Source organism: Ruminiclostridium herbifermentans, assembly GCF_005473905.2.
GTDB classification, from domain to species: domain Bacteria; phylum Bacillota; class Clostridia; order Acetivibrionales; family DSM-1351; genus Ruminiclostridium; species Ruminiclostridium herbifermentans.
In genome coordinates, this window is record NZ_CP061336.1 from 1,302,761 (window position 1) to 1,329,153 (window position 26,393).

Sequence of the window (26,393 nt, forward strand, 5' to 3'; positions counted from 1 at the left end):
CCGGTGATTGTATTTGATAACATAAATAAAATTGTCAAAGACGATATGGAAAATGAAATAAAGAAGAATAGTCGTCTATCAATTGCTGCTGCTTGCTTTTCTATATATGCTTATAAAGAGCTGAAAAAACAGCTTGAAGGAATTGACGAATTGCGGTTTGTTTTCACGTCACAGGCTTTTACCACTGAAAAAGCAAAAAAAGAAAGACGCGAATTTTATATCCCGCGCCTATCCCGCGAGCGTAGCCTATACGGCACAGAATTTGAAATTAAGCTCAGGAATGAATTGTCACAAAAAGCTATTGCTAAAGAATGCGCTGATTGGATACGGCGCAAGGTTACATTTAAATCAAATGTTACCAGTGAAAATATGGGCGGGTTTATGAATGTTGAAACAGGAAGCAATGTTGTAACATATATGCCCCTTAATGGATTTACAACCGTTGATATTGGCTGTGAGCGCGGTAACAATACATACAACATGATTACAAAATTTGAGTCGCCTCATAGCGATGAGTTTATACGATTGTTTGATACAGTATGGAAAGATACTTCCAAGTTGCAGGATGTAACTGATGAAGTTCTTGATAGCATAACCGTAGCTTATCGCGAGAACTCTCCTGACTTCATTTATTTTATAACACTTTACAATATTTTTAATGAGTTTTTAGAGGATGTTTCCGAGGATGTATTGCCTAATGAAGCGACTGGTTTCAAGGAAAGCAAGATTTGGGGAAAGCTATATAACTTTCAGAAAGATGCTGCACTTGCAATCATAAATAAGCTTGAAAAATACAATGGCTGTATTCTAGCTGACAGCGTTGGTTTGGGTAAGACTTTTACTGCACTTGCGGTTATAAAATACTACGAGAATCGCAATAAGACGGTTTTAGTACTATGCCCTAAAAAACTGGCTGATAACTGGAATACATATAAAGATAACTACGTAAATAATCCAATTGCTGCTGACCGCTTAAATTATGATGTTTTATACCATACTGATTTATCCAGAGATTCGGGTAAGTCAAACGGGCTAGATCTTAATCGCCTAAATTGGGGTAATTATGATCTTGTTGTAATTGATGAATCTCACAATTTCCGCAATGGTGGCGAGTATTCCGGACCTGATGGCATGCGGGAAAACCGATATCTTAAACTTTTAAACAAGGTAATTCGTACAGGCGTAAAGACCAAAGTTCTTATGCTGTCAGCTACACCTGTTAATAATCGTTTTTATGATTTGCGTAATCAGCTACAGCTGGCATACGAAGGTGATACAAGCATAATTGATGAGAAACTTAATACAACGCACTCCATTGATGAGATATTCCGAAATGCACAGAGGGTATTTAATACATGGAGCAAGTTGCCCCCGGAAAGCAGGACAACAGCTGTTTTGTTACGTATGCTCAACTTTGATTTTTTTGAAGTGTTAGACAGCGTAACAATTGCGAGGTCAAGAAAGCATATTCAAAAGTATTATAACACCTCAGATATAGGTCAATTTCCAGAAAGATTGAAACCAATATCTCTCAGGCCAAGCCTTACCGATTTGAATGGAGCAATAAATTACAATCAGATATATGACCTGCTTATGCAGCTCAATCTACATATTTACACGCCTACAGATTACGTGTTTCCCAGCAAGCTTGACAAATATGTAGATACATCCAAAAATATTAACCAAGCTGGGCGGGAACAAGGTATTCGCCGTTTGATGAGCATTAACCTATTGAAGAGATTAGAAAGCTCTGTATTTGCTTTTAATCTGACAGTAAAAAGAATCCTGGAGTTTATTAGGAATACGATTAATGCAATTGATAATTACACGAATGGCGGATATGTACTTGATCTGACTGAAATTGAAGAGACTGAAGATTATGATTTTGATGATCAAAATATGGACTTCTTCTCGGTTGGTAAGAAAGTCAGAATAGACCTTGCCGATATGGACTACATATCATGGCGAAAAGAACTACAAGCAGATAAGGATACTCTTGAATTACTTTCATTAATGATAGAGGATATTACACCTGACCATGATATGAAACTGCAAAAACTGTTTGAAGTTATACGCAGGAAGATTGAAAACCCCATAAATGACGGGAACAAAAAGGTTCTCATATTTACTGCATTTTCGGATACAGCAGAATATTTATATGCTAATGTCAGCAAATATGTAAAAATGTATTTTGACCTAAATACTGCAGTCATAACAGGCTCGGTTGATGGCAAAACAACAGTGCCAAAGCTTCGTGCTGATCTTAACACAGCACTTACCTGCTTTTCTCCGATTTCAAAGGACAAGCATCTGCTAATGCCTAATAACAAGGACGAAATTGATATATTAATTGCTACCGACTGTATCTCAGAAGGTCAGAATTTGCAGGACTGTGACTATTGTGTAAACTACGATATTCACTGGAACCCCGTCCGCATTATTCAGCGTTTTGGACGTATTGACCGTATAGGAAGCAAAAACAAAGTGATACAGCTTGTTAATTTCTGGCCAGATTTGACATTGGACGACTATATAAACCTTAAAAGCAGAGTTGAAACCAGGATGAAGATTTCAGTAATGACTTCCACTGGCGATGACGACCTTATTAATGCTGAGGAACAAGGAGATCTTGAATACCGTAAAGCGCAATTAGAAAGGCTTCAAGAAGAAGTTGTTGATATTGAAGATATGTCTTCCGGTATTTCAATAATGGACTTGGGGCTTAATGAATTTCGCCTTGATTTACTTGAATATATTAAGCATCATCCTGATATTGAGAAGGCTCCACATGGTATGAATGCTGTTGTAGCTACAACAGAAGAATACCCTGCTGGTGTTATCTATGTCCTTAAGAATATAGATGGTGGTATAAATATCGATAATCAGAATAGATTGCATCCTTTCTATATGGTGTATATTTCAGAGAATGGTGATGTTGTTTGCGATCATCTCTCACCAAAGCAAATGCTTGATACAATGCGCTATCTCTGCCGTGGTAAGACTGAGCCTGATGTTAAGCTATGTAAATTAGTTAATAGTGAAACAAAAGACGGGCGTGATATGTCAAAGTATTCCGAACTATTAGGAGAAGCGATCAATTCTATTATTGATGTCAAAGAAGAAAGTGATATAGACAGCCTATTTCACCAAGGGGGTACTACGGCTCTTCTTTCAAATATTACAGGGCTTGATGACTTTGAATTGATATGCTTTATCGTAGTAAAGTGAGGTGTGTTAGATGCTTGAGCTTCCTTCTTCAACTGCATTTAACAGAAGAATACCTAAACAGAAGTTTTATGAAAATCTTTCAGTAACACCTGAAATTAAGCGGATATTTATCGAGCAAATATCAGTAATATACTGGCGCAATAAAATTGCTGCGACTACAATGAACATTGGCGCCGGAGAAAATGTTACTGAGTTGGAAGTGTTTGAACTTAGATTAAATCAGCAGGGTCTGGATACTCGTGTGTTACAGCTTATAGATAGAGAAATACCATATCATATATTATTTCTTTTGTCGTTTAATGGCCTTTACCAAGCTTGGATAGGATACAAAGAACAGAGTCATACAAAGCAAGGGGTATTCAAGGTTAATAGCTATTACCACACGGATTGGGTAAAACCAGATCAACTTAATTTAAAACTAGATGGTCTCAATGTTGATGCTGTATATGATAACTTTATTCGACAGATTGCTGGAGAACGGTTGCTAAGTGCGATTGAGAATACAGGCAAAACAACAATTGATTTGAAAGAAGCTATAGAAAGAGATGAAAAGCGTCAGAAGCTAATGAATCAAATAGCGGTGCTGGAGACGAAGATCAATAGGGAAAAGCAATTCAATATTCGAGTACAACTTAATGGTGAGTTAAAAAAGTTGAAACAAGAACTGTCTCAGTTAAAATAAAAGGGGGTGCTATAAATGGATATTGAAAAAGTAGCGACAGCAGAAATTGTCCGACAAATTTCCAAAACAGATTATTTGGCTCCGTTTATTAATGACGGCGACAAGGAACCATCGTGGGATGGTGCTATATATACATACTCCCGAAGTTCAAAAAAAGTCGATGAACTATTAGGTAGAGTTCCAGTACAGGTTAAAGGTCATCTTGATAATAACTTTTTAAATGAAACAATCTCTTACACTGTTCGTGTGGCCGATTTACGTAACTACTTGACAGAGTGTGGGACTGTATATTTTGTTGTATATATAAACGATGATGGAGATTGTAAAATATATTATGCCAATTTGCTTCCATTTGTATTAAAGCGACTTTTAAAAGATATCGGAAATCAGAAAACAAAGAATATTTCATTATCTGCTTTTCCTACAAATAAAGCTGATATTTCAAATATATTCTTAAATTTTGTCAGAGATAGAAAAAAGCAACTTACCACAATAGGTGCAGATATAATCTCATATGATGAAGTAGTCAAATCTGGAGGCCTAAAGGAATTAAACTTTGGGTTTACAGATATCAATCGTAAACTTACAGAGCCGTTTGGCTATATGTTCAAACATGGCTTTTACCTGTATGCGACGCTTAATCATGGGATAACTGTTCCAATCGAACACATATCCAGCATAGAAATGGCAAGTGCTGTCCTAAGAGCCCCTGTAATGTGTAATGGCACCAAGTACTATGATCAATACAGTTTAGTACACAAGAAGGATGGCGTTAGTGAGTTCCATTTTGGGAAAAGTTCGGTATATATCATTGACACCAGAAATCATATTGGCAAATTCAACTTTACTCTTGCAGGAAATCTTTCTGAAAGAATAACTGATGAGAGCTTTATAATAGATGCTATTGAAAGTGGCTCGTTTTCTATTAATGGAGTAGAAATCTCATTATCATCATCAAAGAAGGAGGAAGTTGACAGCTTTCAAATTGAGGATAGAAAAATTCATCTTCAGCAACTACGGAGAATTAAAAAAGTATTGACACAACTGAAAGTATCAGAAGAATTGGATTGCGACAACTTAACCGAAAATGATTTACAGAACTTAAATATGTTAGTTGTTGCTTTTGATGAACAAAAACCTGTTTCAATCAATGTCCTACCTGATTCTCCACCTTTTGGTCATTTGACAGTTGCAAATTTGAAGATAATGTTAAGTTTTAGCAAAGACGCAGATAGCGGACTTCATTGGCTATACAGTTTTTTTGACTCCCCATTAGATTTTCGGGCAACTGATGAGAACGGAAATGAAATAAAATCTTCGGTGTATGTACTATTAAGCAAGGAAAACTTTATTACACTAAGCAACATCGATTACGATGCCCTTTTTAGGGCTATCACTTCAGTGCCATGTTCTGAGATTTATTGTGGGCAAGTTACGCAACTCTTGTTAAATATGCTACTTGCTTATGATGAGAAAAAGCCAGAAGATCAACGTTTGCTACGGTATTCACATATGATTGCAGAATGGCTATTGTCCGACGACAATGAAACTCCTTACGAAATACGTCAGCTTAATTATCTGCAAATTATAAAGAGGGAACGTGAGTTTTCAGTGAAAGAATTAAAAGAGTTATATTCAATCATTGAAAGTGGGTCTGTGCGAGAAGATATTCTTGTCGGTACTTACTTATTACTTGACAATCAACCTGCTGCTGAGCTTCATTTTGAAAGGTTAGAGCCAGAGCTTCAGAATAACTTTAAAAACTACCCTATTTATATGTTTTGGAAAAAAACAAAGGAGGACAGGAAGACTAATGAATAAAATGCGAATGGAGTCTTTAGACTTAACAAGTGAGAATATTGAGAAAATTGGGAAATTATTCCCTAATGTGATTACTGAATCTCGTGATGAAAACGGCAAGCTTAAAAAAGCAATTAATTTTGACATGTTGCGGCAAATTCTGAGTTCTGATGTATTGGATGGTGATGAAGCATATGAGTTTACTTGGGTAGGTAAAAAGGCTGCTATGGCTGAAGCAGGAAAGCCTATCCGCAAAACTTTGCGCCCTTGCAAGGAAGAAAGTAAGAATTGGGACACCACTCAGAACCTTTATATTGAGGGAGATAACCTTGATGTTTTAAAGCTATTGCAGGAAAGTTATCTCGGAAAGGTAAAGCTTATATACATAGATCCTCCTTATAACACAGGTCATGATTTCATATATAGAGATTCGTTTGATATAGATGTGGATGATTATATGGAAGCAAAAGGATTATTCGATGAAAACGAAAACCGTCTATTCCAAAATAGTGAAAGTAACGGGCGATTTCATTCAGATTGGTGTTCAATGATTTTTTCGAGGCTTATCCTTGCGAGAAATTTACTTTCAAGTGATGGTGTTATTTTTATTTCTATAGACAGTAATGAGCAGGCAAACCTAAAGAAAATATGTGATGAAGTTTTTGGCGAGAGTTGCTTTGTTTGTTCCGCGATTTGGAGGTCTTCTGACAACAGTAATAATGATGCGAAGCAATTTTCCAATGACCATAATGATACGTTAATATATTCAAAACAACCATTATGGCAACCACAAAAACAGAGCGATGATAGTAAGCGTACACATTTTAAAAACCCTGATAATGATCCGCGAGGGCCTTGGTTTGATGGCAATCCACTTAATTCTCCCAATTATCGGGAGAATCTTGTTTACGATATTGTTTCCCCCCAAGGAATAGTAATAAAGCCACCAAAAAACGGATGGAGGTGGTCAAAAGAAACATTAGAAGAAAAAATGAAAACAGGCGAAATACGCTTTACTGAAGATGGAAGGAGTATAAGACGAAGAACATACCTTTGTGATATGGAAGGTTTACCACCTTCTTCCTTGTGGATTGATTTAGAAAAAACAGGACATAACAGGCAGGCGAAATACGAGCTATTAAAGCTTCTACCAGAAAACGTTTTTGACACTCCTAAGCCCGTCCGTCTGATCAAATATATCATTAGTTTAGTACAAGATAATAAAGATGCTATCATATTGGATTTTTTCAGTGGATCAGGAACAACCGCTGATGCAGTAATGCAGCTTAACTCTGAGGACGGTGTATAAACTGTCAAGGAAAAATGTATAAAAAGTATTAAATAATTATGTACAACTATTCTCCTTGCTTCATATGATCCTTTAATCTGTATGACTTTCCAGATATAGATATTACATGTGCATGGTGCAATACCCTGTCAAGTATTGCATTGGCTACAACTGCGTCATAGAATACACCATCCCATTCGTTGAAATTCATGTTTGTTGTAAGAATGGTACTTTTTCTCTCATATCTCATATCTATAAGCTGAAAAAACATATTAGAATCTTCTTTATCAATGGGTAAGTAGCCAAGTTCATCAATGATAAGTAGTCTGTAATGGCAGAAGTGTCTGAGTCTTACATCAAGTCTGTTTTCCAGTTTTGCTTTCTTTAGTTGCTGCAATAAATCATGACATTTGATAAAATATGTGCTAGTACGTTTCTTTGCTGCAGCTATTCCTATTGATGTTGCCAGATGAGTCTTTCCAACACCACTTGGACCAAGAAATACTATATTCTCATTTCTTTCAAGAAAACCAAGCGTGCAAAGTTCTTGTATTTCTTGCTGATTTACTGACGGCTGAAAATTGAAATCATAATCTTTCAATTCCTTTACAAAAGGAAATGCTGCTGCTTTAATCATAGATCTAGATGCTTTGGCCTCCTTAAAATCAACTTCGTAATTACTAAGTCTCAGTAGTCCTTCTGTAAACGAAAGATTGTTGGATGTCACAAAATTAGATATTTCATCAAGATGAATTACCATTTGCCCAAGACCAAGAATTTCCATGTTCCGGCATAGCTGGTTGTATGTACTGTTATTCATAACTATATACTTCTCCTATAACCTGTAAGTTTTCTTTTGCCCGCTCATTTATATTTTCTTCCTTAAATGCATGCGATTTTCTTGCTATAGCAGTATAGTGTTCTGTAAAATAATTTAGTTTCTTTTTACTAAGGGTATGGATAGTTATTAATTCCATGTTATAATAAACATGTATGTAACCATCATACACTTGTAAAGTAAGAGTTTTTCCAATGTATTCTGGTGGTACAGAATACTGGCATTCATTATGGTTGAACATGCTGGATGAATTTACTTTTACTTTATGTGGAGTTATTTGATAAGGCTTTCTTATGGTATCGGCTGGTAAGCTTCCTAAGAAAGCTTTTTCCTTGTTGAAATACATTAATGGAATACGACCTGTACCTTGATTTACCTGCATGTTTACTCTGTTATTTATTCGTGTGACCAACTCATTAAGTTCCTTGTAATCAAGTTTTCCATTGTAGGCTCTTATCTCATCAAGTAGTTTCATTGGTGCTTCTACTTTGGCTTTTGTTCTTGGTCTTCCTGCAATACAAGGGTGCACCTTAAAACCATAATCATCCGCAAACTGCTTAAATTTTATATTTATTTTCCCTTCTGTATACTCTGTTCTTGGCTCATCCATAACTGTTTTCATATTATCGGTGACAATCTCACTTGGAACACCTCCAAACGTGTTAAACGCATCATCAAGGAATGAAAATAATATGTCCTGTGTTTTTGATAGAGATACCCTGTATACTCTAAAACGTGAGTATGACAGCAATAATACAAATATGTTTACTTCTATTATTTCACCTGTTGAAAGAGTAAATCGTATAGACTCTTTCCAGTCTAGTTGTGCTTGTTGACCCATTCCTGTTTCATAACGTATGGTTACGTTATTTGCGTTTGAAGGTCTGCTTTTTTTGAAATATGAGTCTAGTTCAGGATATTTTCTTAGATAGTAGCAGAAATTCACATAAGACCCTTCATAAGAATGATTGTCTACTAGGTATTGCCATAAAACTCTTCTGTAATAAAATATCTGCTGGCTGTTATCAGATAGAAGCTCTGCGATAATGTCATAGTAAGCAGTGATACAATTCACGCATTCTCTGGATTTGGCCTTATGAAAGCCATTAATGTATTTATCAACTGTACGCCTATCGACATCAAGTTCCCTTGCGATCTGGCTTTTATTAACCTTCAATGTTGTGTCCTCCATAAATGGTTTTAACTTATAAAGATCCTTGACAGTTTGAATATTTAAATCTGTTATGATACTACTTTTGATAATCATTAGGGTATCTCCTTTTGTACCCTGTAATCATACCATTTGTACATTTTTATTTAATATTATTTGTACATTATTAATTATAACTTTATAGACGGTGGTAGACGTAAGTTCATTATGATTCAATTACCTGAAGACCTTGATGAAAGCTATGCTAAGGCCTCTAATGATAAGAAAACAATACTTGCGAATGCTATTAAATTATGTGATACCCTTGGCGTAAAGCACAAGCTTTCAGAAATTGCAAAAGAACGTATCCGTCGTGCTGGCGAAAAAATAATAGAGGAAGCTGGACTTACGGCTCAAAATCTCGACATAGGTTTCCGTGTATTTAAACTTGATTCTTCCAACATGAAGGATGTCTATTACAGCGCAGCTGAATATAATCAAGCAATGTTGGATCATCTGACCAGTAACATTAAAGAAGATCGAACTGAACTTGATTTACTTTTTGGCTGTCTGTTGGAATGGGGTCTTCCACTTTCAATGCCCTATACCAGTGAGGAAATCAACGGTGTGACAATTCATACATATAATGATGGTGATCTTATTGCATGTTTTGCAGAGAATGTTCCAGAAAATGTGGTTCTTGAAATTGCCAAGCGTCAGCCTCTGCGTGCTGTTTTTCGTGACAGTAGCTTCGCGAGCTCTCCAGCGAAGATAAACGTAGAGGAAATCTTCAAGCTGATTGCACCTAATACCAGTGTGAAGGTGCTATAAGCAGAAAGGAGAGCCACGATGAAACTAAAATTTAAACACCAGAAGTTTCAGGCTGATGCTGCGAAAGCAGTCTGTGATGTCTTTATAGGACAGCCCTATTTAACACCAACATATATGATGGATAGGGGCTTTTCTCAAAGTGGCCAGATGAGCCTAACCGAAGAGCAAGACTTCACTGGTTGGAACAATCATCGCATTGTGCCTGAACTGAATGATAATATTATTCTTGAAAATCTGAACAAAGTACAACGCACTTATCAGATTGAACCATCAAAGAAGCTTGAAGGACGATACAATCTAACTATAGAAATGGAAACTGGCGTTGGCAAAACTTATACTTATATAAAAACTATGTATGAACTTAACAAAAGGTATGGCTGGAGCAAGTTCATAGTAGTTGTTCCGAGTGTAGCCATCCGTGAGGGTGTGTACAAGTCTTTCCAGATTACTCAGGACCACTTTGCTGAGGAGTATGGTAAGAAGATAAGGTTTTTCATATATAATTCCTCACAGCTCACAGAGATCGACCGCTTCGCTTCGGATAGCTCTATCAATGTGATGATAATTAATTCACAGGCTTTCAACGCAAAGGGCAAGGACGCTCGACGCATATATATGAAATTGGATGAGTTCAGAAGCCGACGTCCGATTGATATTATAGCGAAAACAAACCCTATCCTTATTATAGACGAGCCCCAGTCTGTTGAGGGTACGGCAACAAAAGAACGGTTGAAGGAGTTTAATCCTCTAATTACCATTCGCTATTCTGCTACCCATAAAAAGGATAGCGTATACAACATGGTTTACCGTCTTGATGCTATGGAAGCGTACAACAAGAAGTTAGTAAAGAAAATTGCTGTAAAGGGTATATCTGTTAGTGGAAGCACTGCAACGGAAAGCTATGTATATTTGGAAAGCATTAATCTATCCAAAGGCAACCCTACTGCAACAATTGAATTTGATTGTAAAGGAACGAAGGGCATCCGAAAGGTAGTACGTACCGTTGGTGAGGGGTACAAGCTATACGAGAATTCTGGTGAGCTTGACGAGTACAAGAATGGTTTCACTGTCATGCGTATAGACGGAAGAGATTCCAGTATTGAGTTCACAAATGGTATTAAACTATTTGCCGGTGACGTTATAGGGGCAGTGAGTGAAGAACAGCTCCGGCGAATTCAAATACGCGAAACAATCCTCTCCCATATCCAACGAGAGCGGCAATTATTCTACAAGGGCATTAAAGTCTTATCATTGTTTTTTATTGACGAGGTTGCAAAGTATAAGCAATATAACGATGCAGGACAGGCCTATAATGGTTCTTATGCCGACATATTTGAAGAAGAATATAAGCAGATCGTTGAAAATATGCAACTTGAGCTTGGGAATGAGGACTATATAAATTACCTTAATTCTATTACAGCAGAGGAAACTCATGCAGGTTATTTTTCAATTGACAAAAAGAGTAATCGCTTAGTAGATAGTAAGATTGGTGATAAAAAAGAACGTACGTCAGACGATACCGATGCGTATGATCTTATTATGAAAAACAAAGAACGCCTTCTTGACCGTAAGGAGCCTGTGCGTTTTATCTTCTCTCACTCTGCATTACGTGAAGGGTGGGATAACCCTAATGTATTTCAAATATGCACCTTGAAACAAAGCGGTAGCGAAGTTCGTAAACGTCAAGAGGTTGGGCGCGGCCTACGTCTTTCTGTTAACCAATTGGGTGAGCGTATGGATACTAACCTCCTGGGTGAAGATGTTCATAATATAAATGTGCTAACAGTTATTGCTAACGAGAGTTATGACAGTTTTGCAAAAGGATTGCAATCTGAAATCGCTGAAGCAGTTGCAGATAGACCTGTTAAGGTAACAATTGATCTGTTCAGAAACAAGGTAATAAAAGATACAAATGGTAACGAGCAAGTCATTGATGTAGATATGGCGCAAGCTATTTACGACAGCCTGGTTGAGAATGGTTATGTCAAGAAAGGGGTACTTACCGATAAGTATTATGAGGATAAGAAGAATAATGCCATTGAGGTTGCTGATGAAGTTGCTGACAGTGCAGCAGACGTTATCGCTATACTTGATTCCATTTATGACAGTCGCGCTATGCAGCCAGAAAATGCTCGGGCAAACAATGTAGAATTGCGACTTGATAAATCAAAGCTCGGACTGCCGGAATTCAAAAAGCTGTGGGAACAAATTAATGTCCGCAGTGCTTATGTTGTTGATTTTGACACCGAAGAACTTATAAGCAAGTCAATAGCAGCATTGAATAAAGACCTTCGGGTTTCTAAGATTTATTATAAGATTGAATCCGGCGAAATGAACAGTATAAAGTCCAAAGAGGATTTACAGAAAGGGTCTTCATTTGTAAAGGAACAGGGAGATGCTTATAAGGCACAAATAACTTCAAATTCAAGCGTAAGATATGACCTAATAGGTAAAATAGTAGCTGAGACGGACCTGACAAGAGTAACAGTAGCGAAGATTTTAAAGGGTATTGAGAAAGCCGTCTTTGAGCAGTTTAAGGATAACCCAGAGGAATTTATTATCAAGGCCAGCAACCTTATCAATGAACAAAAGGCGACGGTCATTATTCAGCATATTACCTACAACAAGCTCGATGCTGTATATGACACAACTATTTTCACTGAACCGACGCTGAAAGGTCAGCTGGGCGTAAATGCAATGGTTGCAAACAAACATCTTTATGATCATATCCTTTATGACAGCACAAATGAGCGTGATTTTGCAAAGGAACTGGATACGAGTACTGAAGTCGCGGTATATGTCAAATTGCCAAAAGGGTTTTATATCAATACGCCTGTTGGCAAATATAATCCCGATTGGGCAATTGCATTTTATGAAGGGAAAGTAAAACATATTTATTTTGTCGCAGAAACAAAAGGTTCTATGTCATCCATGCAGCTTAGAATGATTGAGGATGCGAAAATCCATTGTGCCAGAGAGCATTTCAAAGCTATCAGTTCAGGCAATGTTAAATATGATGTCATTGATAGCTATGAAAGCTTGATGAATAAATTAATGAATTAAAATTGGCTTTATTTCAAGGGGAACTGTTTACAACAAAGCAGGTCCCCCTTTTTTATGTTACAGCAATGTTTCAACTTAGTCCAAGCAATTGACCATAATTTTCCATCAATAGCAAACTGAGTATGCAGTTTAGAAACTGCAGGAATTAAACACATAAAAGGAAATGAAAAAATCAACTTAATAGAGACCTTTGCTGGAGAGACGGATAGATCATCTATTTTTGGCGAAATGGGTACCAAGCAGTAAAATATTGTGGAATAAGTGCTATGAAAATATGAAATTCAGGGGGAAAACTATTCGCGGGTATTCTATTTGCAAAAAAAGTGACCGATTTACTGGGGTTTGTTTAGTGGATGGACAAATGTTAGGAATATGTGAAAATGCCAAAGATATTATAGACTGTAAATTAAATACAGAAGAATACGCAGAACGACTTTATACACTAAAGGAATAATTCTAATGTGAAAATAGTGGCTGCCGATCCGACCTCGGCAGCCCAACACATATGAAGTCTTTAATAGTACCTTTGCTTTTTCGATTGAGGGGTTTAGAGTGATAGGCAATATTGAAATGAAATAATATATCATCCTATATAAGAAGCTTTTTAGGAGGGACTCTTAAATGGGAGAGTTAATAAGAAAATTAAAAGGAATAGATGCTTTATTAAATGAGCTTAATAGCTACAGGCCGCTTACAAAGGGAGAAGTAAAGCGCCTTAAGTAAGAGTTCCTAATAAATTTCACATATAACTCAAATGCAATTGAAGGAAATACACTTACATTGCAGGAAACGGCATTAATATTAAATGAGGGGATAACAATTGGTGAAAAGTCCCTTAGAGAACATTTGGAGGTAATTAGTCACAAAGAGGCCTTTTCATATATAGAAGAATTTGTTAAGGAAAAAGAGAATATATCGGAGAAAGTAATTAAAGACACATTCACAGTCTTGTCCTAATGGATCAAAGAGAAAACAGAGGTGTATATAGGCGAGTACCTGTAATGATAATGGGAGCAGAGCATACACCTCCGCAACCTTATTTGGTTCCTTTAAAAATGGAGGAGTTGATAAGTGCCTATAGTCAGGACAGTTTAGGTCACATAATAGAAAGAGTAGCAAAATTTCACCTTGATTTTGAAGCAATACATCCTTTTATTGACGGAAATGGCAGGACAGGCAGGCTTGTATTAAATCTAGAGTTAATGAAGCAGGGCTATCCTCCAATAAATATAAAGTACAGTGACAGAAAACGGTATTATTCTTGCTTTACAAGTTATCACACAAAAAATGACCCATATGAAATGATACTTCCATTAGCAGAAAATGTAGAGTCAGAGATTCAAAATTACATTGACGAATTCAGATGCTTATGTGTATTTTTGGTTTTCAAGGTGAAATAATGATATGCTTCTAATTTCCCTTATAAATGAACAAGGTCTGAAAGTATTTTAATATACTTTCAGACCTTTAATGCTGTAGTGAAAGATCTCTTTGAGATATATAAAACTTTCTTGCTCAATTCTTGCAACTCTCAATTTTATGCTTTCTTTAGTATGTTATGGGCATAATGCAAGCATATGCTATAACAAAGTATGCTTTGCAGTTTGAATGCCATGTTACTGAAATAGATGCAGCAGTGATGCCATTTTACTGCAACAAATGTAGCAGGGATGTGCCTATTGTGTTTTTTGGCATTGACACGCCGAAGTTATCGGCGATTGTAGCACCTATAACAGCGAAGGTTTCCTGCTCAGGCAAAGGGCCAAAACCAGTCATAGATGGTGAATAGGCTAGGAAAGGAACCTTTTCACGGGTGTGGTCAGTGCCTGTATAGGTTGGGTCATTGCCGTGGTCAGCGGTGAGTATCAGCAAATCGTCATTTTTTAGCAAAGGCAGCAGTTCACCTAATTTGACATCAAATTTCTCAATCTCCTCGCCATATCCTTTCGGATTTCTGCGGTGACCCCAAAGAGCATCAAAGTCCACCAGATTAACAAAGCAAAAGCCGTAAAAGTCTGTACGAGCAATGTCGATGGTTTGCTCCATACCGTGAACGGAACTTTGAGATTTGTAGGCAGCAGTGATGCCCTCACCATCGAAGATATCCTTAATTTTGCCAACTGAAATTACGTCAAAACCTTTATCTTTTAAGGCGTTTAAAACAGTTGATCCAAAGGGTTTGAGCGCATAATCGTGGCGGTTGCTAGTTCGGCGAAATTCGCCCCGCTTTTTTCCTACAAAAGGTCTGGCTATAACGCGGCCCACCTTCCATTCGTCACGTAAAGTCAGTTCACGGGCAATTTCGCAGCATCGGTATAGCTCCTGCAGGCCAAAGGTTTCCTCGTTACAGCAGATTTGCAGTACCGAATCTGCAGATGTATACACAATCATAGCACCAGTGGCGATATGCTCTTCGCCCAACTCCTCAATGATTTCTGTACCAGAAGCACTCTTGTTTCCAATGACACGATGACCTGTGCGTGCTTCCAGCTCGGAAATTAGCTCTGGAGGGAATCCAGTTTCAGTAAAAGTTTGAAAAGGTGTATCTACTCTCAGACCCATTAATTCCCAATGACCAGTCATGGTATCCTTTCCGTTACTTATTTCCCTGAGTGAACAATAATAGCCAAGGGGACTATTTACAGGTGGCACATTGGTGAGTGAATGCAAATTGGCTAGACCTAACTTTTGCAGATTGGGAATATTAAGTCCGCCCATGACTTCTACAATATGGCCTAGAGTATCTACACCTACATCACCATAATCAGGAGAATCCTTCATTGCACCAATACCTAAAGAATCGAGAACAATGGTTATAATACGTCTATATTTTTTCATAGTAAGCCTCTCCTTAAAAAGTAAAATTTGATGATTACAAGCCCATTAATACAAGCCCATTAATACAAGCCCATTAATACAAACCCATTAATACAAACCATCAACAGGTTGGGATTTCATGAGTTTTACCAGACGACTTGTTCCCAGACGGTCGGCACCCAGATTGATAAATTTTTCGGCATCATTAAAATTGGCAATGCCACCAGCAGCCTTTATTTTGACATTGGGTCCAACGTGCTTCGCGAACAAGGCAATATCCTCAAGGGTGGCGCCAGCATTGGAAAATCCAGTACTAGTTTTAATATAGTCTGCCCCAGATTTGGTTATTAAATCACACATGGTAATTTTTTCCTCTTCAGTGAGAAGGCAGGTTTCAATTATGACCTTCAGAATATGGTTACCACAGGCTTGCTTAATAGCTTTAATTTCTTCAAGTACATAAGTATATTCTTTGTTTTTCAGGGTACCAATATTGATAACCATATCGATTTCATCAGCACCGTTAGCAATAGCATCACTGGTTTCAAAAACTTTGGCAGCAGTGGTCATGTTGCCATTTGGAAAACCTATAACGGTGCAGATAGCCAAGCGGTCACCTACATATTCTTTTGTACGGGCCACATAGCAGGGAGGGATGCAAACTGAAGCTGTTTTATATTTGATGGCATCGTCACAAAGAGCTCTAATTTCTGGCCATGTGGCAGTTTGTAGCAACAATGTGTGGTCTACATGGGATAATATATCTTGTTTATTCATAGAATTTTTTTCCTTTCTTCCCGAATTAACTTTCAGCGTAAAATTTTGTATTTAGTTATTATTATTCAATATAGCATGATATAGAATACCCTAGATATTGATGATTTTATGCTTGTTTTTCCAAATCCTTTAGACCAAAGCCAATGACAATAACAATAACAGCGTACGAAACTGGCTACGATACACATTGTATATGAAAAACGACAAAATTCTTTTTTATTTTCTACCTTTTTGTTCAATAGTGGGATTTATTAAAATTACAGTAGGAGATAATATAAGAGCATAGACACGAGGTTCACAAAAAAATTTAAGGAGGAGTAATTATTATGAGATTTAAAAAAAGATGGATGGCACTAATGTTAGTAGCAGTAATGGCAATATCCATGATCGGATGTGCAAATGAATCAACAGATAACAATACAGATACATCTCAAAATAATACCCAACAGCAACAAGGTGGTAGTAAAGAAGATAATGTATTAGTCGTATATACAGCGAGAAGTGAGGTGCTAAATAAAGCTGTAATTTCAGATTTTGAAAGAGATACTGGAATCAAAGTTGAGTTAGTAACTGCTGGTACAGGTGAGCTGCTAAAGCGAGCTGAATCAGAAAAAGAAAATCCGCTAGGTGATATTTTTTGGGTAGCAGATCGTACTATGCTTGAATCATCTTCCGATTTATTTATGCAGTATGTATCCCCAGAAGATTCAAATATGCTTGAAGGATTTCAGAATACTACTGGATATTTCTCACCAGCATTTTCAGATCCACCTGTTTTGATTGTTAATACTAATTTAAAGGGTGACATTGAAATCAAAGGGTTTAAAGATTTATTAAATCCTAAGTTAAAAGGGAAAATTGCTTTTGGTGATCCGGTAAATTCTAGTTCAGCATTCCAATCATTGGTAGCTATGTTATATGCTATGGGTGATAACAATGATCCAATGTCAGACAGTGCTTGGAACTATGTAGACCAATTCTTAAAAAATCTTGATGGTAAAATGAGCAATAGTTCCAGTCAGGTATATAAAGGTGTAGCAGAAGGCGAATATATAGTAGGTCTTACATGGGAGGACCCTGCAGCTAACTATGTAAAAGAAGGCGCATCTGTTGAGGTAGTGTTCCCAGAAGAAGGAACTATTTTCCCAGGAGAATCTGTACAGATATTAAAAAACTGTAAACATCCTGAAAACGCAAAGAAGTTTGTAGACTTCATGTTATCTGAACAAATTCAAAATAAAGTAGGTAGCGAATTAACAGTTCGTCCTCTTAGAAAGAATGCAACACTAGCAGATTACATGACACCTCAATCCAGGATTAAGTTATTTAATAACTATGATGAAGGATGGGTTGCAAATAATAAAGTAAACATTACAAGTAAATTCAGTGAGGTTCTGGAATCTTCCATGGAATAATTCGAATTAAATAGATTTATTTAGTTAGTAAAACATGGCCACTTAAAAAGCTTTGTCGATATAAAATTGAATGACAATATTTAAGTGGCCCTTAACATTTAAAATCAGGCTATTTTGAATTTAAATTGCGTGTCAATTGATCTTACTTCGTTTAATATCCTGTTACAGATTGATAGATTGACAAATAGTATGGTGGGTCAAAAGGTGACACAATAAAAAATTTAGTAAATGAATTTGACTAAAAGGAGTGTCAATAATGAGTGTAGCAATTAATATAGAAAAAGTCGTCAAAAGATTTGGTAAAGATACCGTTATCGATGGATTATCATTAGATGTAAAACCAGGAGAATTTTTTACATTACTTGGCCCATCTGGTTGTGGAAAAACTACATTACTTCGAATGATAATTGGATTTAATTCAATTGAAGGCGGACAAATAAAGGTTGACGGAAAAGTAATTAATGATATTCCTACCAATAAGAGAAATATGGGAATGGTCTTTCAAAATTATGCAATATTTCCGCATATGACAGTTAAAGATAATATTGCATTTGGATTAAAGAACAGAAAAGTTTCTAAAGATGAGATTGAGAAAAAAGTAGATGAAATATTAAAGATAGTTAAAATCGACCATTTGAAAGATCGTAAGCCGCAAAATTTGTCCGGTGGTCAACAGCAACGTATTGCTTTGGCAAGAGCCATTGTAATTCATCCAGAAGTTCTTTTAATGGATGAGCCTCTTTCTAACCTTGATGCAAAATTGCGTATTGAAATGCGTAATGCAATAAAACAAATTCAGCAACAAATGGGAATTACGACTGTTTATGTAACTCACGATCAGGAGGAAGCATTGGCCGTATCTGATCGAATTGCAGTTATGAATGGTGGAGTGATTCAACAAATTGATACTCCTAAACAAATTTATCAGCGTCCAGCTAATACGTTTGTTTCTACATTTATTGGTCTTTCCAATATAATGAATGGAGTGATTGATAGCAATGATAATGGAAATAGCATTGTTCGAATTGGCAACTATAAATTCCAGATGAATAATATTAAAAAAGACACTGGTTCTAATATTCCTGTTAAGGTATCTGTTCGTCCGGAAGAATTTATTATAAATAAAGAGACACAAGAAGGTATTCCGGTTACAGTAAAAAACAGTGTTTTCTTGGGAGTCGCAACTCACTATTTTGTTGTAACAAATGAAGGACAAGAGATGGAGGTTATACAAAATTCAGATTTAGGGGAATTGATTCCAAACGGATCTAAAATACATTTAAAATTACAGGTACAAAAGGTAAATGTATTTAGTGCTGATGGCTCTAAGACCTTTATAGATAGGGAGGTTCGTTTATGAAGTCAGGCAAAAAACCATTAAGTATATGGCTACTCATAACCTTTGCTATATTAGGCTTATTTATAATTTTTGTAGTTTTTCCAATTGTGCTTATTTTGTATAAGAGTATTATAATGGAAGATGGAAGTATAAGTTTTGCTTATTTTGCAAAATTTTTCTCAAAGAAGTTTTATTGGAGTACATTGATTAATAGTTTTAAGGTTACAATTGCTTCTACCTTAGTGTCAGCTGTATTAGGACTGATTATGGCTTATGTACTAAGAAGCGTAAAGATTAAAGGAAGCAAGTATTTAAATATCCTCATTGTTATATCATATCTGTCACCTCCATTTATTGGAGCTTATGCATGGGTACAGCTCCTTGGAAGAAACGGATTTATAACAAGAATTTTAAATTCTATATTTCATGTACAATTAGGCGGTATTTATGGATTTGCAGGTATTGTACTTGTTTTCTCCTTGCAATCCTTCCCATTAGTTTATATGTATGTCTCAGGTGCATTGAAAAACTTAGATAATTCTTTAAATGAAGCGGCTGAAAGTCTTGGTTGTACTGTATTTCAAAGAGTATGGAGAATTATAGTTCCTTTAGTAACTCCAACTTTATTAGCCAGTTCCTTGTTGGTTTTCATGCGTGTATTTTCCGACTTTGGTACACCAATGCTAATTGGAGAGGGTTATAAGACATTCCCAGTATTGCTCTATAGCCAGTTTATGGGCGAAGTAAATACGGATGCTCATTTTGCTGCTGCACTTTGTGTTATTGTAATTGCAATTACATTAATTATGTTCTTCTTACAAAAATTCATCGGAAATCGTCTAACATATTCTATGTCAGCTCTAAAACCGATGGAAGCAGAAAATGCAACTGGGGTCCGTAACATCCTTGCTCACTTTTTTGTATATGCGGTTGTTCTAGTTGCAATTTTACCGCAGTTAACAGTAATGGTTACTTCTTTCTTAGAGACAAGAGGTGCTTCTTATACCGGACAATTTACTTTACAAAATTATAAGAACATCTTGATGCCAAAGAATGCTATTACAATAATCAACACATATAAATTTGGATTGATTGCAATACTTTTAGTTGTGGTTATAGGAGTATTAGTATCGTATTTGACTGTAAGAAAGCCGTCATTCTTAACATCCATACTAGACACCTTGACCATGTTCCCTTATATTATACCGGGATCGGTATTAGGTATTTCATTTCTATATGCATTTAATAAAAATCCATTGCTTTTAAGCGGTACAGCAACAATTATTATTATTTCTTTGTGTATCAGAAGAATGCCTTATACAATTCGTTCTAGTACAGCTATTATCGGACAGATTAGTCCAAGTATCGAAGAGGCTGCAGTCAGCTTAGGAACTACAGAGATGAAATCCTTTATAAAGATTACGGTACCTATGATGATGGCAGGTGTGCTATCTGGTGCAATTATGAGTTGGATTACTCTTATTAGTGAGTTAAGTTCTTCTATTATTCTATATACTAGTAGAACTCAGACTTTGACAGTAGCAATTTATGCAGAAGTTATCCGTAGTAATTTTGGAAATGCAGCTGCATATTCAACCATTTTGACAATTACCAGTATTGTATCATTGCTAATATTCTTTAAGGTATCAGGAAACAATGATATTAGTGTATAAGTAAAATAAATTTATCAAATAACAATATATCATAGTGAAAGCTATGATATATTGTTATTTTTGCTAAATATTTTTAAGATTAGAGAGGATTCTATATGGCTGCCAATGGATATAGAAGATATGTACAGAAATCAATTTTCCGCTATATGTTTTCTATTATATTATTGCTTTTTATATTAGTTTTTGCATTTCTGATCATTAATATGATATGGCTTACCAGAGTAGAAAGCCAGAGAAATAATACAAAAATTGCAAAGGTATTAAATCAGGAAATAGAAAAATACAAGGAAGGATTAAGTGCTTTTGCTACTGATTATAATATAATTAATGTATGTAAGCAGCAATCAAATGAACAGACTGTGAAAGCTAATCGCATGCTCTATGATTTTTCTAATTCAAGGGAAATTGGTGGGTTATTTATTCTTGTAGACTTACAAGGAAACATAGTTTCCTCAAATCTTTATAAAGATAATCAAAATATATTTTTGCAAAGCTTTCTTAGTAAAAGTTTAATTAAACATATGCTCAATGGGCCTGAAAAAATATTTATTGTTCCAAGTGGGCTGAATTATTCCTATAGTCAGACAGGAGATTTGATATTAAGCCGTACGATTATGGACGGAGGAAAAGTAGTTGGTTTTTTGTTCTTTGACTTGCTCGATGAAGAAATATATCAATCTGTATACAAATACAACTTAGATGATGTGATTCTTACCGACCAATATAATAACTTGATTTTTTCTATTGGAAGGCAAAGTGAGAGTTTCATGGGAAAATATACTGTTGTAAACTCTCAATTTGAAAAAAAACAATCTACTACTACCAATATTAATGGAAAATATTATCTCATAATAAGGAATCCTATTAGTTATAGTGAATTATATCTTTATACATTGGTTTCTATAAATTTTCAACTCAGTCTTTTTCGGTATGCTATTTTGTTTCTTATAGTTGTTGGATTGATAATGCTCATAATGCTCAAACCTTTAGCTGTACTAATTACTAATAAGAACTTATATGCGATAGACGAACTTAGGAATGCTGTTATAAATATGGGAAAAGGTAATATGGAATACTCACTACGTCCGCATGTTTTTGAAGAATTTCAGGAACTACATGATACTTTCCGGCAAATGGTGCTGCAACGTGAAGAACTTCAAAAAAAGAACAGTGAATTAATAGAAAGAAAAAGAGTAATGGAAATAAAACAGCTGGAAGAGCAGATTAATCCTCATTTTGTTTTTAATGTATTAGAAACTCTTCGTTATCAGGTTTTGATTGATGCTAAAAAAGCTTCTGAGATGATTATGTCCTTTGCTAATATTATGCGTTATAACATATATTATGGCGATACTATTGTACCTCTTAAGACGGACATTGAGTATGTGAAGGATTATTTATTATTACAAAAGATGCGTTATAATCGTCGCTTGACATATAGCATTGACATCCCGAAAGAACTTTTAGATTTTAAAGTTCCCAAATTAGTGATTCAGCCAATTGTAGAAAATTCATTAAAACATGGTATGAAGAATGTTGATTCTATTCATGTAAAGATTACTGCTTTTATTGAAGATGATTGCTTCAAGCTTATTGTACAGGATAATGGAACGGGAATAGAATCAGAAATACTGGATAGATTAATAGAAGATTTAGAAAAAGAAGATGTGTCGAAAGAGCACATTGGAATGTATAATTCTCACCGAGTTGTCCGACTGCTATATGGACAACCCTACGGGTTAAAAATAGAAAGTACCTACGGAAAAGGGACATTGGTAACAATTATCCTTCCAATAAATGAGAGGAACGACAATGTATAAGGTATTGATTGTAGAAGATGAAGATATTATGCGGAAAGGCTTAATGTTTATGCCTAATTGGCAAGAGGTTGATTGTATTGTAGTAGGTGAAGCAGCAAATGGGCAAGAAGGTTTGGAGAAAATTAAACAACTCCAGCCAGACATTGTTATTGTAGATATGAATATGCCAGTAATGGGTGGCTTGGAAATGTTGGAAAAAAGTATTAGAGAAAACAGATATGATGCTATAATAGTATCTGGCTATGGAGAATTTGAATATGCAAGAAGAGGAATTAGCTTGGGTGTTTCAGAATACCTGCTAAAGCCAGTTGATTATTCCAAACTGTATGAGGCCATTCGGAAAATTCAAGCCAAGAGAAATACTGATACGAAAATTCAGAATGCAATTCGCCAAATTGATGTGGAAAAGAAAAAGTATGGAATTTTAGAATTTGAAGAGAAAAAAACAGGAAATCGTTATGTAGATTTAATGATTCAAGAAATTCATAATAATTATTCTACACGACTGGTTCTTTCTGATATTAGTGAGAAATGTAAAGCATCTTGCACATATTTAAACGTAAAATTTAAGGAAGAAACAGGGTATACATTTAATGATTATTTAAACAGATACCGCATTCAAAAAGCAGTTGATTTGTTAAGAGAAAATGTGCATAAAATTTATGAAATTGCAGAAATGGTTGGCTTTTCTGATTATAAATATTTTATAAAGGTTTTTAAAAAATATACTGGTAGTTCTCCAGCTCGTTTCATAGAGAATAACTAATTTGATAGACTGCTCTTTGTATAGAAGGGTGGCGCCCATATTTTATGTTATGTGAACAATGGTTAATCAAATATCATATAGGCATTAAAGTAAAATATTAAAACGATTAGAACAGATAAATTAATAAAACAAAAGGCACAGGAGCTACAAAAAACAGCTCTTAATTTTTTGTTAGTACTCATATGGTCTTGAAGGGATCAATTAAACAATGATACAGATTAAAACTTTTTGTGGACGTTTATAGTTTGTAGAATTATAATAACAGTAATTATAATATTTTACATATAAAGTATGAAATGTGTCTATTTGTATTTGATTTTGTAGAATAAGAAGTATTTTAAGTGAAAGCTAAAAAGGAGTAATATGATATGGTTGATATGTTTAGTCTGTGGGGACTTACTGGTGTAACAGCAACTGAAATATATAGATTTATCAGTGATAAAAAAGCAAATTCCAGTGATGTCTTTAAAAAGTTTTCAAAAGGAATAGAAAAAACTAGCAGAATAAATCTGATAGACCAGATGTATGTTGTAAATAATTTGACGAAGGATAACCATGGATACTTTTTCCTTAGGGATAAGAGCGGAAGTGAAACTCAATGTATTTATACTGTTAAGTTTTAGTGAGAATGCTGATAGTGACAGTACAGTTCATTATGATGAATATGTATTTGATATTCCTCAAACAGAAATTGGCAAATACTCACTTTATGGAACCTTTGTTACAAGTGGATTATTTACAGAGGGAAATTGACAAGTAACATTTTCTATTGAAGAAAAAAAGTATAATTGACTTAGGTAAGAAATATTTAATTTTAAGGAGAGTGAACGAAAATGACATTATTAAAAAATCCAAAAATGAATGTGTTTTATATATCTATGATTTCTGCATTATATGCGTTTTTGTTTATTTTTACATCAAATCATATTGAATTTAATAGACTTATATCGCATCCTAATACACTAAATAGTTGGTTTTGGAACATGTGGTCAGAGTTCATAGCCAATGGCAATATGAAATATTTTGGCTATGTAATAATTATTTTGACTATTGTAATTATAATGTTAATTTTATTTGGAAAGAAAAAATATGATGAGTATCAGGTTAATATTTTAGCACGAAGCTTGATAGTAGCCTTTACAATTACAGTCCTAATACTACCTGTAGCTTTAATTCTAATTTTAAGCGATCCAAACTATGCGATTGAAACAATGTTTATGCTTCTTACTATCCAATGGCTTAGTACATTAATTGTGGATTTAGTTTATTCGGTAAAGTATTTCAAATAGTATTCTATAATAGATATTAAACTTATATTCTTAAATATCAAACTAATTAGAAAAAAAGTCGGACAATTCTAAAACACATATGCTACTATATTTCTATCTTAAGATATTATAGGAGCGCTTCTTTATGAACTATTATGAACGAATACAAAAATCTATTGATTACATTGAAAGCAATATCGAAAATAAAATTGACTTAAATCAGGCTGCCAGGGAAGCCTTTATGTCACAGTCAAACTACTACAGGATATTTTTTGCTCTTGTAGGCTATTCTGTAAAGGAGTATATAAGGCTACGGAGAATTAGCCTCGCAGCTTCAGAACTACGTAGCAGTGATATTAGAATTATGGATATTGCTGTTAAATATGATTTTGATAGTCAGGACTCATTTTCAAGAGCATTTAAACGTATCACAAGATTTTTGCCTAGTGAGTGGAGATATCAGCAGACAGAATTTAGTTTTAAAAGGATGAGTGTTTTGGATAAATATTTTGAGATTCAGGATAGTGAATTGCTTGAAAAGTATCCGGATATTAAGGTGCTGAAGAAGCTTGAGCCAGTAAGAGTGGCGTATTACTGTTATTATGGAACAAATCCTGAAAATGGCGCATTTAAGGTTGTTAGTGAATGGCTGAAAAATAGTGGATTGGATATGGAGAAAGATGGTTTAAGAATATTTGGTTATAACAACCCAAGTCCGACATCCCCAACACAGACAGAGTATGGGTATGAGGTTTGTGTTACAATAAATGACTCAATTCAAGTAGTTGATGAGAATGTCAAAACTAAGGTTTTAGAGGGTGGCCTTTATGCTGTTACTGGAATTAAGCGAGATGGGAATTGCGATGTAGGTGAAGAAATAATGAAGGCGTGGCAACGCTTTCAAAATTGGCTTCAAGATAGTAAATATGCTTTTGGTGGACATCAGTGGCTAGAGGAACATTTGGGTTTTGATGATGAGTTTAATCACGTTGGTGGAGTAGATTTATATATGCCAATTGTGGAGAGGGGAGAGGTAGATACTACAAAGACTTTTGTTGATGTAGAACCAATGTGGACAGCTTCATATAAAGTTACTGGTAAGGATGCTATTGAAAAAGGGCGCAAGTACTTTTTGAATTGGGCAAAGAAGCAAGGCTTGTTCAAGGATGGTAAAAAGCATAGATTTTTTGCTTATTATAATCATGATAGGATGGGTCAGGAAGATTTTTTCTATAAAATACATGTGACAGTTGATAAGGATTTTGCAGCTAATGATGAAAATATTGAATTAGAGCAATTTAATGGCGGTCACTATGCCGTTATAAAAACAAAATTCAAATATAATGGTGGGGCTTGGAGTGAATTTATTTACTGGATTTCAAAAAACTCAGAATATTCCATTGGGGACTGGTGGTTTTTTGAAGAATACATGATTGACAAGCCAGTAATTGAAATGGACACTGAAATGTTACTACATATGCCTATAAAGTTAAGAGTATAAGGACGTTATGATCATAGCCAATATAAAATGATATAAATAATACAATTCTCATTATCAGCTAACCGTTTAAATTGATATTGGGGGTTGTATTTTTTTATTTTTTGATATTTGATGCTTTTAAATATATTTAATTGAAT

General features: G+C 35.2%; 21 protein-coding genes. 17 read left to right on the forward strand and 4 right to left on the reverse strand.

Going from position 1 to position 26,393, the window contains the following annotated elements; all coding sequences use genetic code 11:
- The first annotated feature begins 3 nt into the window (after positions 1-3).
- The 4 genes from EHE19_RS05695 to EHE19_RS05710 are packed head-to-tail and all read left to right on the forward strand — an operon-like array spanning position 4 to position 7,019.
- Entirely contained in the window at positions 4-3,228 is a 3,225-nt protein-coding gene (locus EHE19_RS05695) for a helicase-related protein (RefSeq protein WP_137699067.1), read from the forward strand.
- A 10-nt stretch (positions 3,229-3,238) separates the two neighbouring features.
- On the forward strand, positions 3,239-3,910 hold the full coding sequence (locus EHE19_RS05700; RefSeq protein WP_137699066.1) for a DUF4391 domain-containing protein: 672 nt from the start codon (positions 3,239-3,241) through the stop codon (positions 3,908-3,910).
- Positions 3,911-3,925: 15 nt separating this feature from the next.
- Positions 3,926-5,731, forward strand: coding sequence for a hypothetical protein (locus tag EHE19_RS05705; protein WP_137699065.1), 1,806 nt, complete (start codon positions 3,926-3,928; stop codon positions 5,729-5,731).
- Complete coding sequence (locus EHE19_RS05710; RefSeq protein ID WP_137699064.1) at positions 5,724-7,019, forward strand: site-specific DNA-methyltransferase; 1,296 nt, start codon at positions 5,724-5,726, stop codon at positions 7,017-7,019. Before EHE19_RS05705 ends, EHE19_RS05710 begins: the two co-directional genes overlap by 8 nt.
- A 46-nt stretch (positions 7,020-7,065) precedes the next feature.
- Here EHE19_RS05710 and istB read toward each other — a convergent pair whose 3' ends face one another.
- Both istB and istA read right to left on the reverse strand, forming a co-directional pair.
- Entirely contained in the window at positions 7,066-7,818 is a 753-nt protein-coding gene (istB, locus tag EHE19_RS05715) for an IS21-like element helper ATPase IstB (RefSeq protein WP_190530271.1), read from the reverse strand.
- Complete coding sequence (gene istA / locus EHE19_RS05720) at positions 7,811-9,103, reverse strand: IS21 family transposase (RefSeq protein ID WP_190530273.1); 1,293 nt, start codon at positions 9,101-9,103, stop codon at positions 7,811-7,813. Before istA ends, istB begins: the two co-directional genes overlap by 8 nt.
- A 111-nt stretch (positions 9,104-9,214) precedes the next feature.
- Here istA and EHE19_RS05725 point away from each other — a divergent pair, with 111 nt between their 5' ends.
- From EHE19_RS05725 to EHE19_RS20045, 4 genes are all read left to right on the forward strand, one after another.
- Positions 9,215-9,817, forward strand: a complete 603-nt coding sequence (locus EHE19_RS05725) for a restriction endonuclease (protein ID WP_205314728.1) — start codon at positions 9,215-9,217, stop codon at positions 9,815-9,817.
- Between the two features lie 18 nt (positions 9,818-9,835).
- Positions 9,836-12,880, forward strand: coding sequence for a type III restriction-modification system endonuclease (locus tag EHE19_RS05730; RefSeq protein WP_137698203.1), 3,045 nt, complete (start codon positions 9,836-9,838; stop codon positions 12,878-12,880).
- A 780-nt stretch (positions 12,881-13,660) separates the two neighbouring features.
- Positions 13,661-13,837: a hypothetical protein gene (locus tag EHE19_RS20040; protein ID WP_342343340.1), complete on the forward strand. Its 177-nt coding sequence runs from the start codon at positions 13,661-13,663 to the stop codon at positions 13,835-13,837.
- Complete coding sequence (locus tag EHE19_RS20045) at positions 13,837-14,280, forward strand: Fic family protein (protein ID WP_342343341.1); 444 nt, start codon at positions 13,837-13,839, stop codon at positions 14,278-14,280. Before EHE19_RS20040 ends, EHE19_RS20045 begins: the two co-directional genes overlap by 1 nt.
- Before the next feature lie 247 nt (positions 14,281-14,527).
- On the opposite strand, the gene EHE19_RS05745 is transcribed toward EHE19_RS20045, so the two are convergent.
- Complete coding sequence (locus EHE19_RS05745; RefSeq protein WP_137698204.1) at positions 14,528-15,718, reverse strand: phosphopentomutase; 1,191 nt, start codon at positions 15,716-15,718, stop codon at positions 14,528-14,530.
- 87 nt (positions 15,719-15,805) lie between these two features.
- Entirely contained in the window at positions 15,806-16,474 is a 669-nt protein-coding gene (gene deoC / locus EHE19_RS05750) for a deoxyribose-phosphate aldolase (RefSeq protein WP_137698205.1), read from the reverse strand.
- 326 nt (positions 16,475-16,800) lie between these two features.
- Here deoC and EHE19_RS05755 point away from each other — a divergent pair, with 326 nt between their 5' ends.
- The 9 genes from EHE19_RS05755 (at position 16,801) to EHE19_RS05795 (ending at position 26,256) form a co-directional block, all read left to right on the forward strand.
- Positions 16,801-17,889, forward strand: coding sequence for an extracellular solute-binding protein (locus EHE19_RS05755; RefSeq protein ID WP_137698206.1), 1,089 nt, complete (start codon positions 16,801-16,803; stop codon positions 17,887-17,889).
- A gap of 256 nt (positions 17,890-18,145) precedes the next feature.
- Positions 18,146-19,249: an ABC transporter ATP-binding protein gene (locus tag EHE19_RS05760; protein WP_137698207.1), complete on the forward strand. Its 1,104-nt coding sequence runs from the start codon at positions 18,146-18,148 to the stop codon at positions 19,247-19,249.
- Positions 19,246-20,901 carry an ABC transporter permease gene (locus EHE19_RS05765; protein WP_137698208.1) on the forward strand — a complete coding sequence of 552 codons (1,656 nt, stop codon included), beginning with the start codon at positions 19,246-19,248 and terminating at the stop codon, positions 20,899-20,901. Before EHE19_RS05760 ends, EHE19_RS05765 begins: the two co-directional genes overlap by 4 nt.
- A gap of 95 nt (positions 20,902-20,996) precedes the next feature.
- Entirely contained in the window at positions 20,997-22,721 is a 1,725-nt protein-coding gene (locus EHE19_RS05770) for a cache domain-containing sensor histidine kinase (protein ID WP_137698209.1), read from the forward strand.
- Positions 22,714-23,487 carry a response regulator transcription factor gene (locus EHE19_RS05775; protein ID WP_137698210.1) on the forward strand — a complete coding sequence of 258 codons (774 nt, stop codon included), beginning with the start codon at positions 22,714-22,716 and terminating at the stop codon, positions 23,485-23,487. The genes EHE19_RS05770 and EHE19_RS05775 overlap by 8 nt, the downstream gene beginning before the upstream one ends.
- Before the next feature lie 368 nt (positions 23,488-23,855).
- On the forward strand, positions 23,856-24,110 hold the full coding sequence (locus tag EHE19_RS05780; protein WP_137698211.1) for a hypothetical protein: 255 nt from the start codon (positions 23,856-23,858) through the stop codon (positions 24,108-24,110).
- Positions 24,076-24,240, forward strand: a complete 165-nt coding sequence (locus EHE19_RS05785; RefSeq protein WP_171003606.1) for a hypothetical protein — start codon at positions 24,076-24,078, stop codon at positions 24,238-24,240. The genes EHE19_RS05780 and EHE19_RS05785 overlap by 35 nt, the downstream gene beginning before the upstream one ends.
- An 80-nt stretch (positions 24,241-24,320) precedes the next feature.
- Positions 24,321-24,776, forward strand: a complete 456-nt coding sequence (locus EHE19_RS05790; RefSeq protein WP_137698212.1) for a hypothetical protein — start codon at positions 24,321-24,323, stop codon at positions 24,774-24,776.
- A 124-nt stretch (positions 24,777-24,900) separates the two neighbouring features.
- Positions 24,901-26,256, forward strand: a complete 1,356-nt coding sequence (locus EHE19_RS05795) for an effector binding domain-containing protein (protein WP_137698213.1) — start codon at positions 24,901-24,903, stop codon at positions 26,254-26,256.
- Positions 26,257-26,393: the final 137 nt, after the last annotated feature.

Bases quoted from the DNA above. Each gene is read 5' to 3' on its own strand.
- EHE19_RS05700 (WP_137699066.1), top strand. From the start codon at position 3,239: ATGCTTGAGCTTCCTTCTTCAACTGCATTTAACAGAAGAATACCTAAA.
- EHE19_RS05705 (WP_137699065.1), top strand. From the start codon at position 3,926: ATGGATATTGAAAAAGTAGCGACAGCAGAAATTGTCCGACAAATTTCC.
- EHE19_RS05710 (WP_137699064.1), top strand. From the start codon at position 5,724: ATGAATAAAATGCGAATGGAGTCTTTAGACTTAACAAGTGAGAATATT.
- istB (WP_190530271.1), bottom strand. From the start codon at position 7,818: ATGAATAACAGTACATACAACCAGCTATGCCGGAACATGGAAATTCTT.
- istA (WP_190530273.1), bottom strand. From the start codon at position 9,103: ATGATTATCAAAAGTAGTATCATAACAGATTTAAATATTCAAACTGTC.
- EHE19_RS05725 (WP_205314728.1), top strand. From the start codon at position 9,215: ATGATTCAATTACCTGAAGACCTTGATGAAAGCTATGCTAAGGCCTCT.
- EHE19_RS05730 (WP_137698203.1), top strand. From the start codon at position 9,836: ATGAAACTAAAATTTAAACACCAGAAGTTTCAGGCTGATGCTGCGAAA.
- EHE19_RS20045 (WP_342343341.1), top strand. From the start codon at position 13,837: ATGGATCAAAGAGAAAACAGAGGTGTATATAGGCGAGTACCTGTAATG.
- EHE19_RS05745 (WP_137698204.1), bottom strand. From the start codon at position 15,718: ATGAAAAAATATAGACGTATTATAACCATTGTTCTCGATTCTTTAGGT.
- deoC (WP_137698205.1), bottom strand. From the start codon at position 16,474: ATGAATAAACAAGATATATTATCCCATGTAGACCACACATTGTTGCTA.
- EHE19_RS05755 (WP_137698206.1), top strand. From the start codon at position 16,801: ATGAGATTTAAAAAAAGATGGATGGCACTAATGTTAGTAGCAGTAATG.
- EHE19_RS05760 (WP_137698207.1), top strand. From the start codon at position 18,146: ATGAGTGTAGCAATTAATATAGAAAAAGTCGTCAAAAGATTTGGTAAA.
- EHE19_RS05765 (WP_137698208.1), top strand. From the start codon at position 19,246: ATGAAGTCAGGCAAAAAACCATTAAGTATATGGCTACTCATAACCTTT.
- EHE19_RS05770 (WP_137698209.1), top strand. From the start codon at position 20,997: ATGGCTGCCAATGGATATAGAAGATATGTACAGAAATCAATTTTCCGC.
- EHE19_RS05775 (WP_137698210.1), top strand. From the start codon at position 22,714: ATGTATAAGGTATTGATTGTAGAAGATGAAGATATTATGCGGAAAGGC.
- EHE19_RS05780 (WP_137698211.1), top strand. From the start codon at position 23,856: ATGGTTGATATGTTTAGTCTGTGGGGACTTACTGGTGTAACAGCAACT.
- EHE19_RS05790 (WP_137698212.1), top strand. From the start codon at position 24,321: ATGACATTATTAAAAAATCCAAAAATGAATGTGTTTTATATATCTATG.
- EHE19_RS05795 (WP_137698213.1), top strand. From the start codon at position 24,901: ATGAACTATTATGAACGAATACAAAAATCTATTGATTACATTGAAAGC.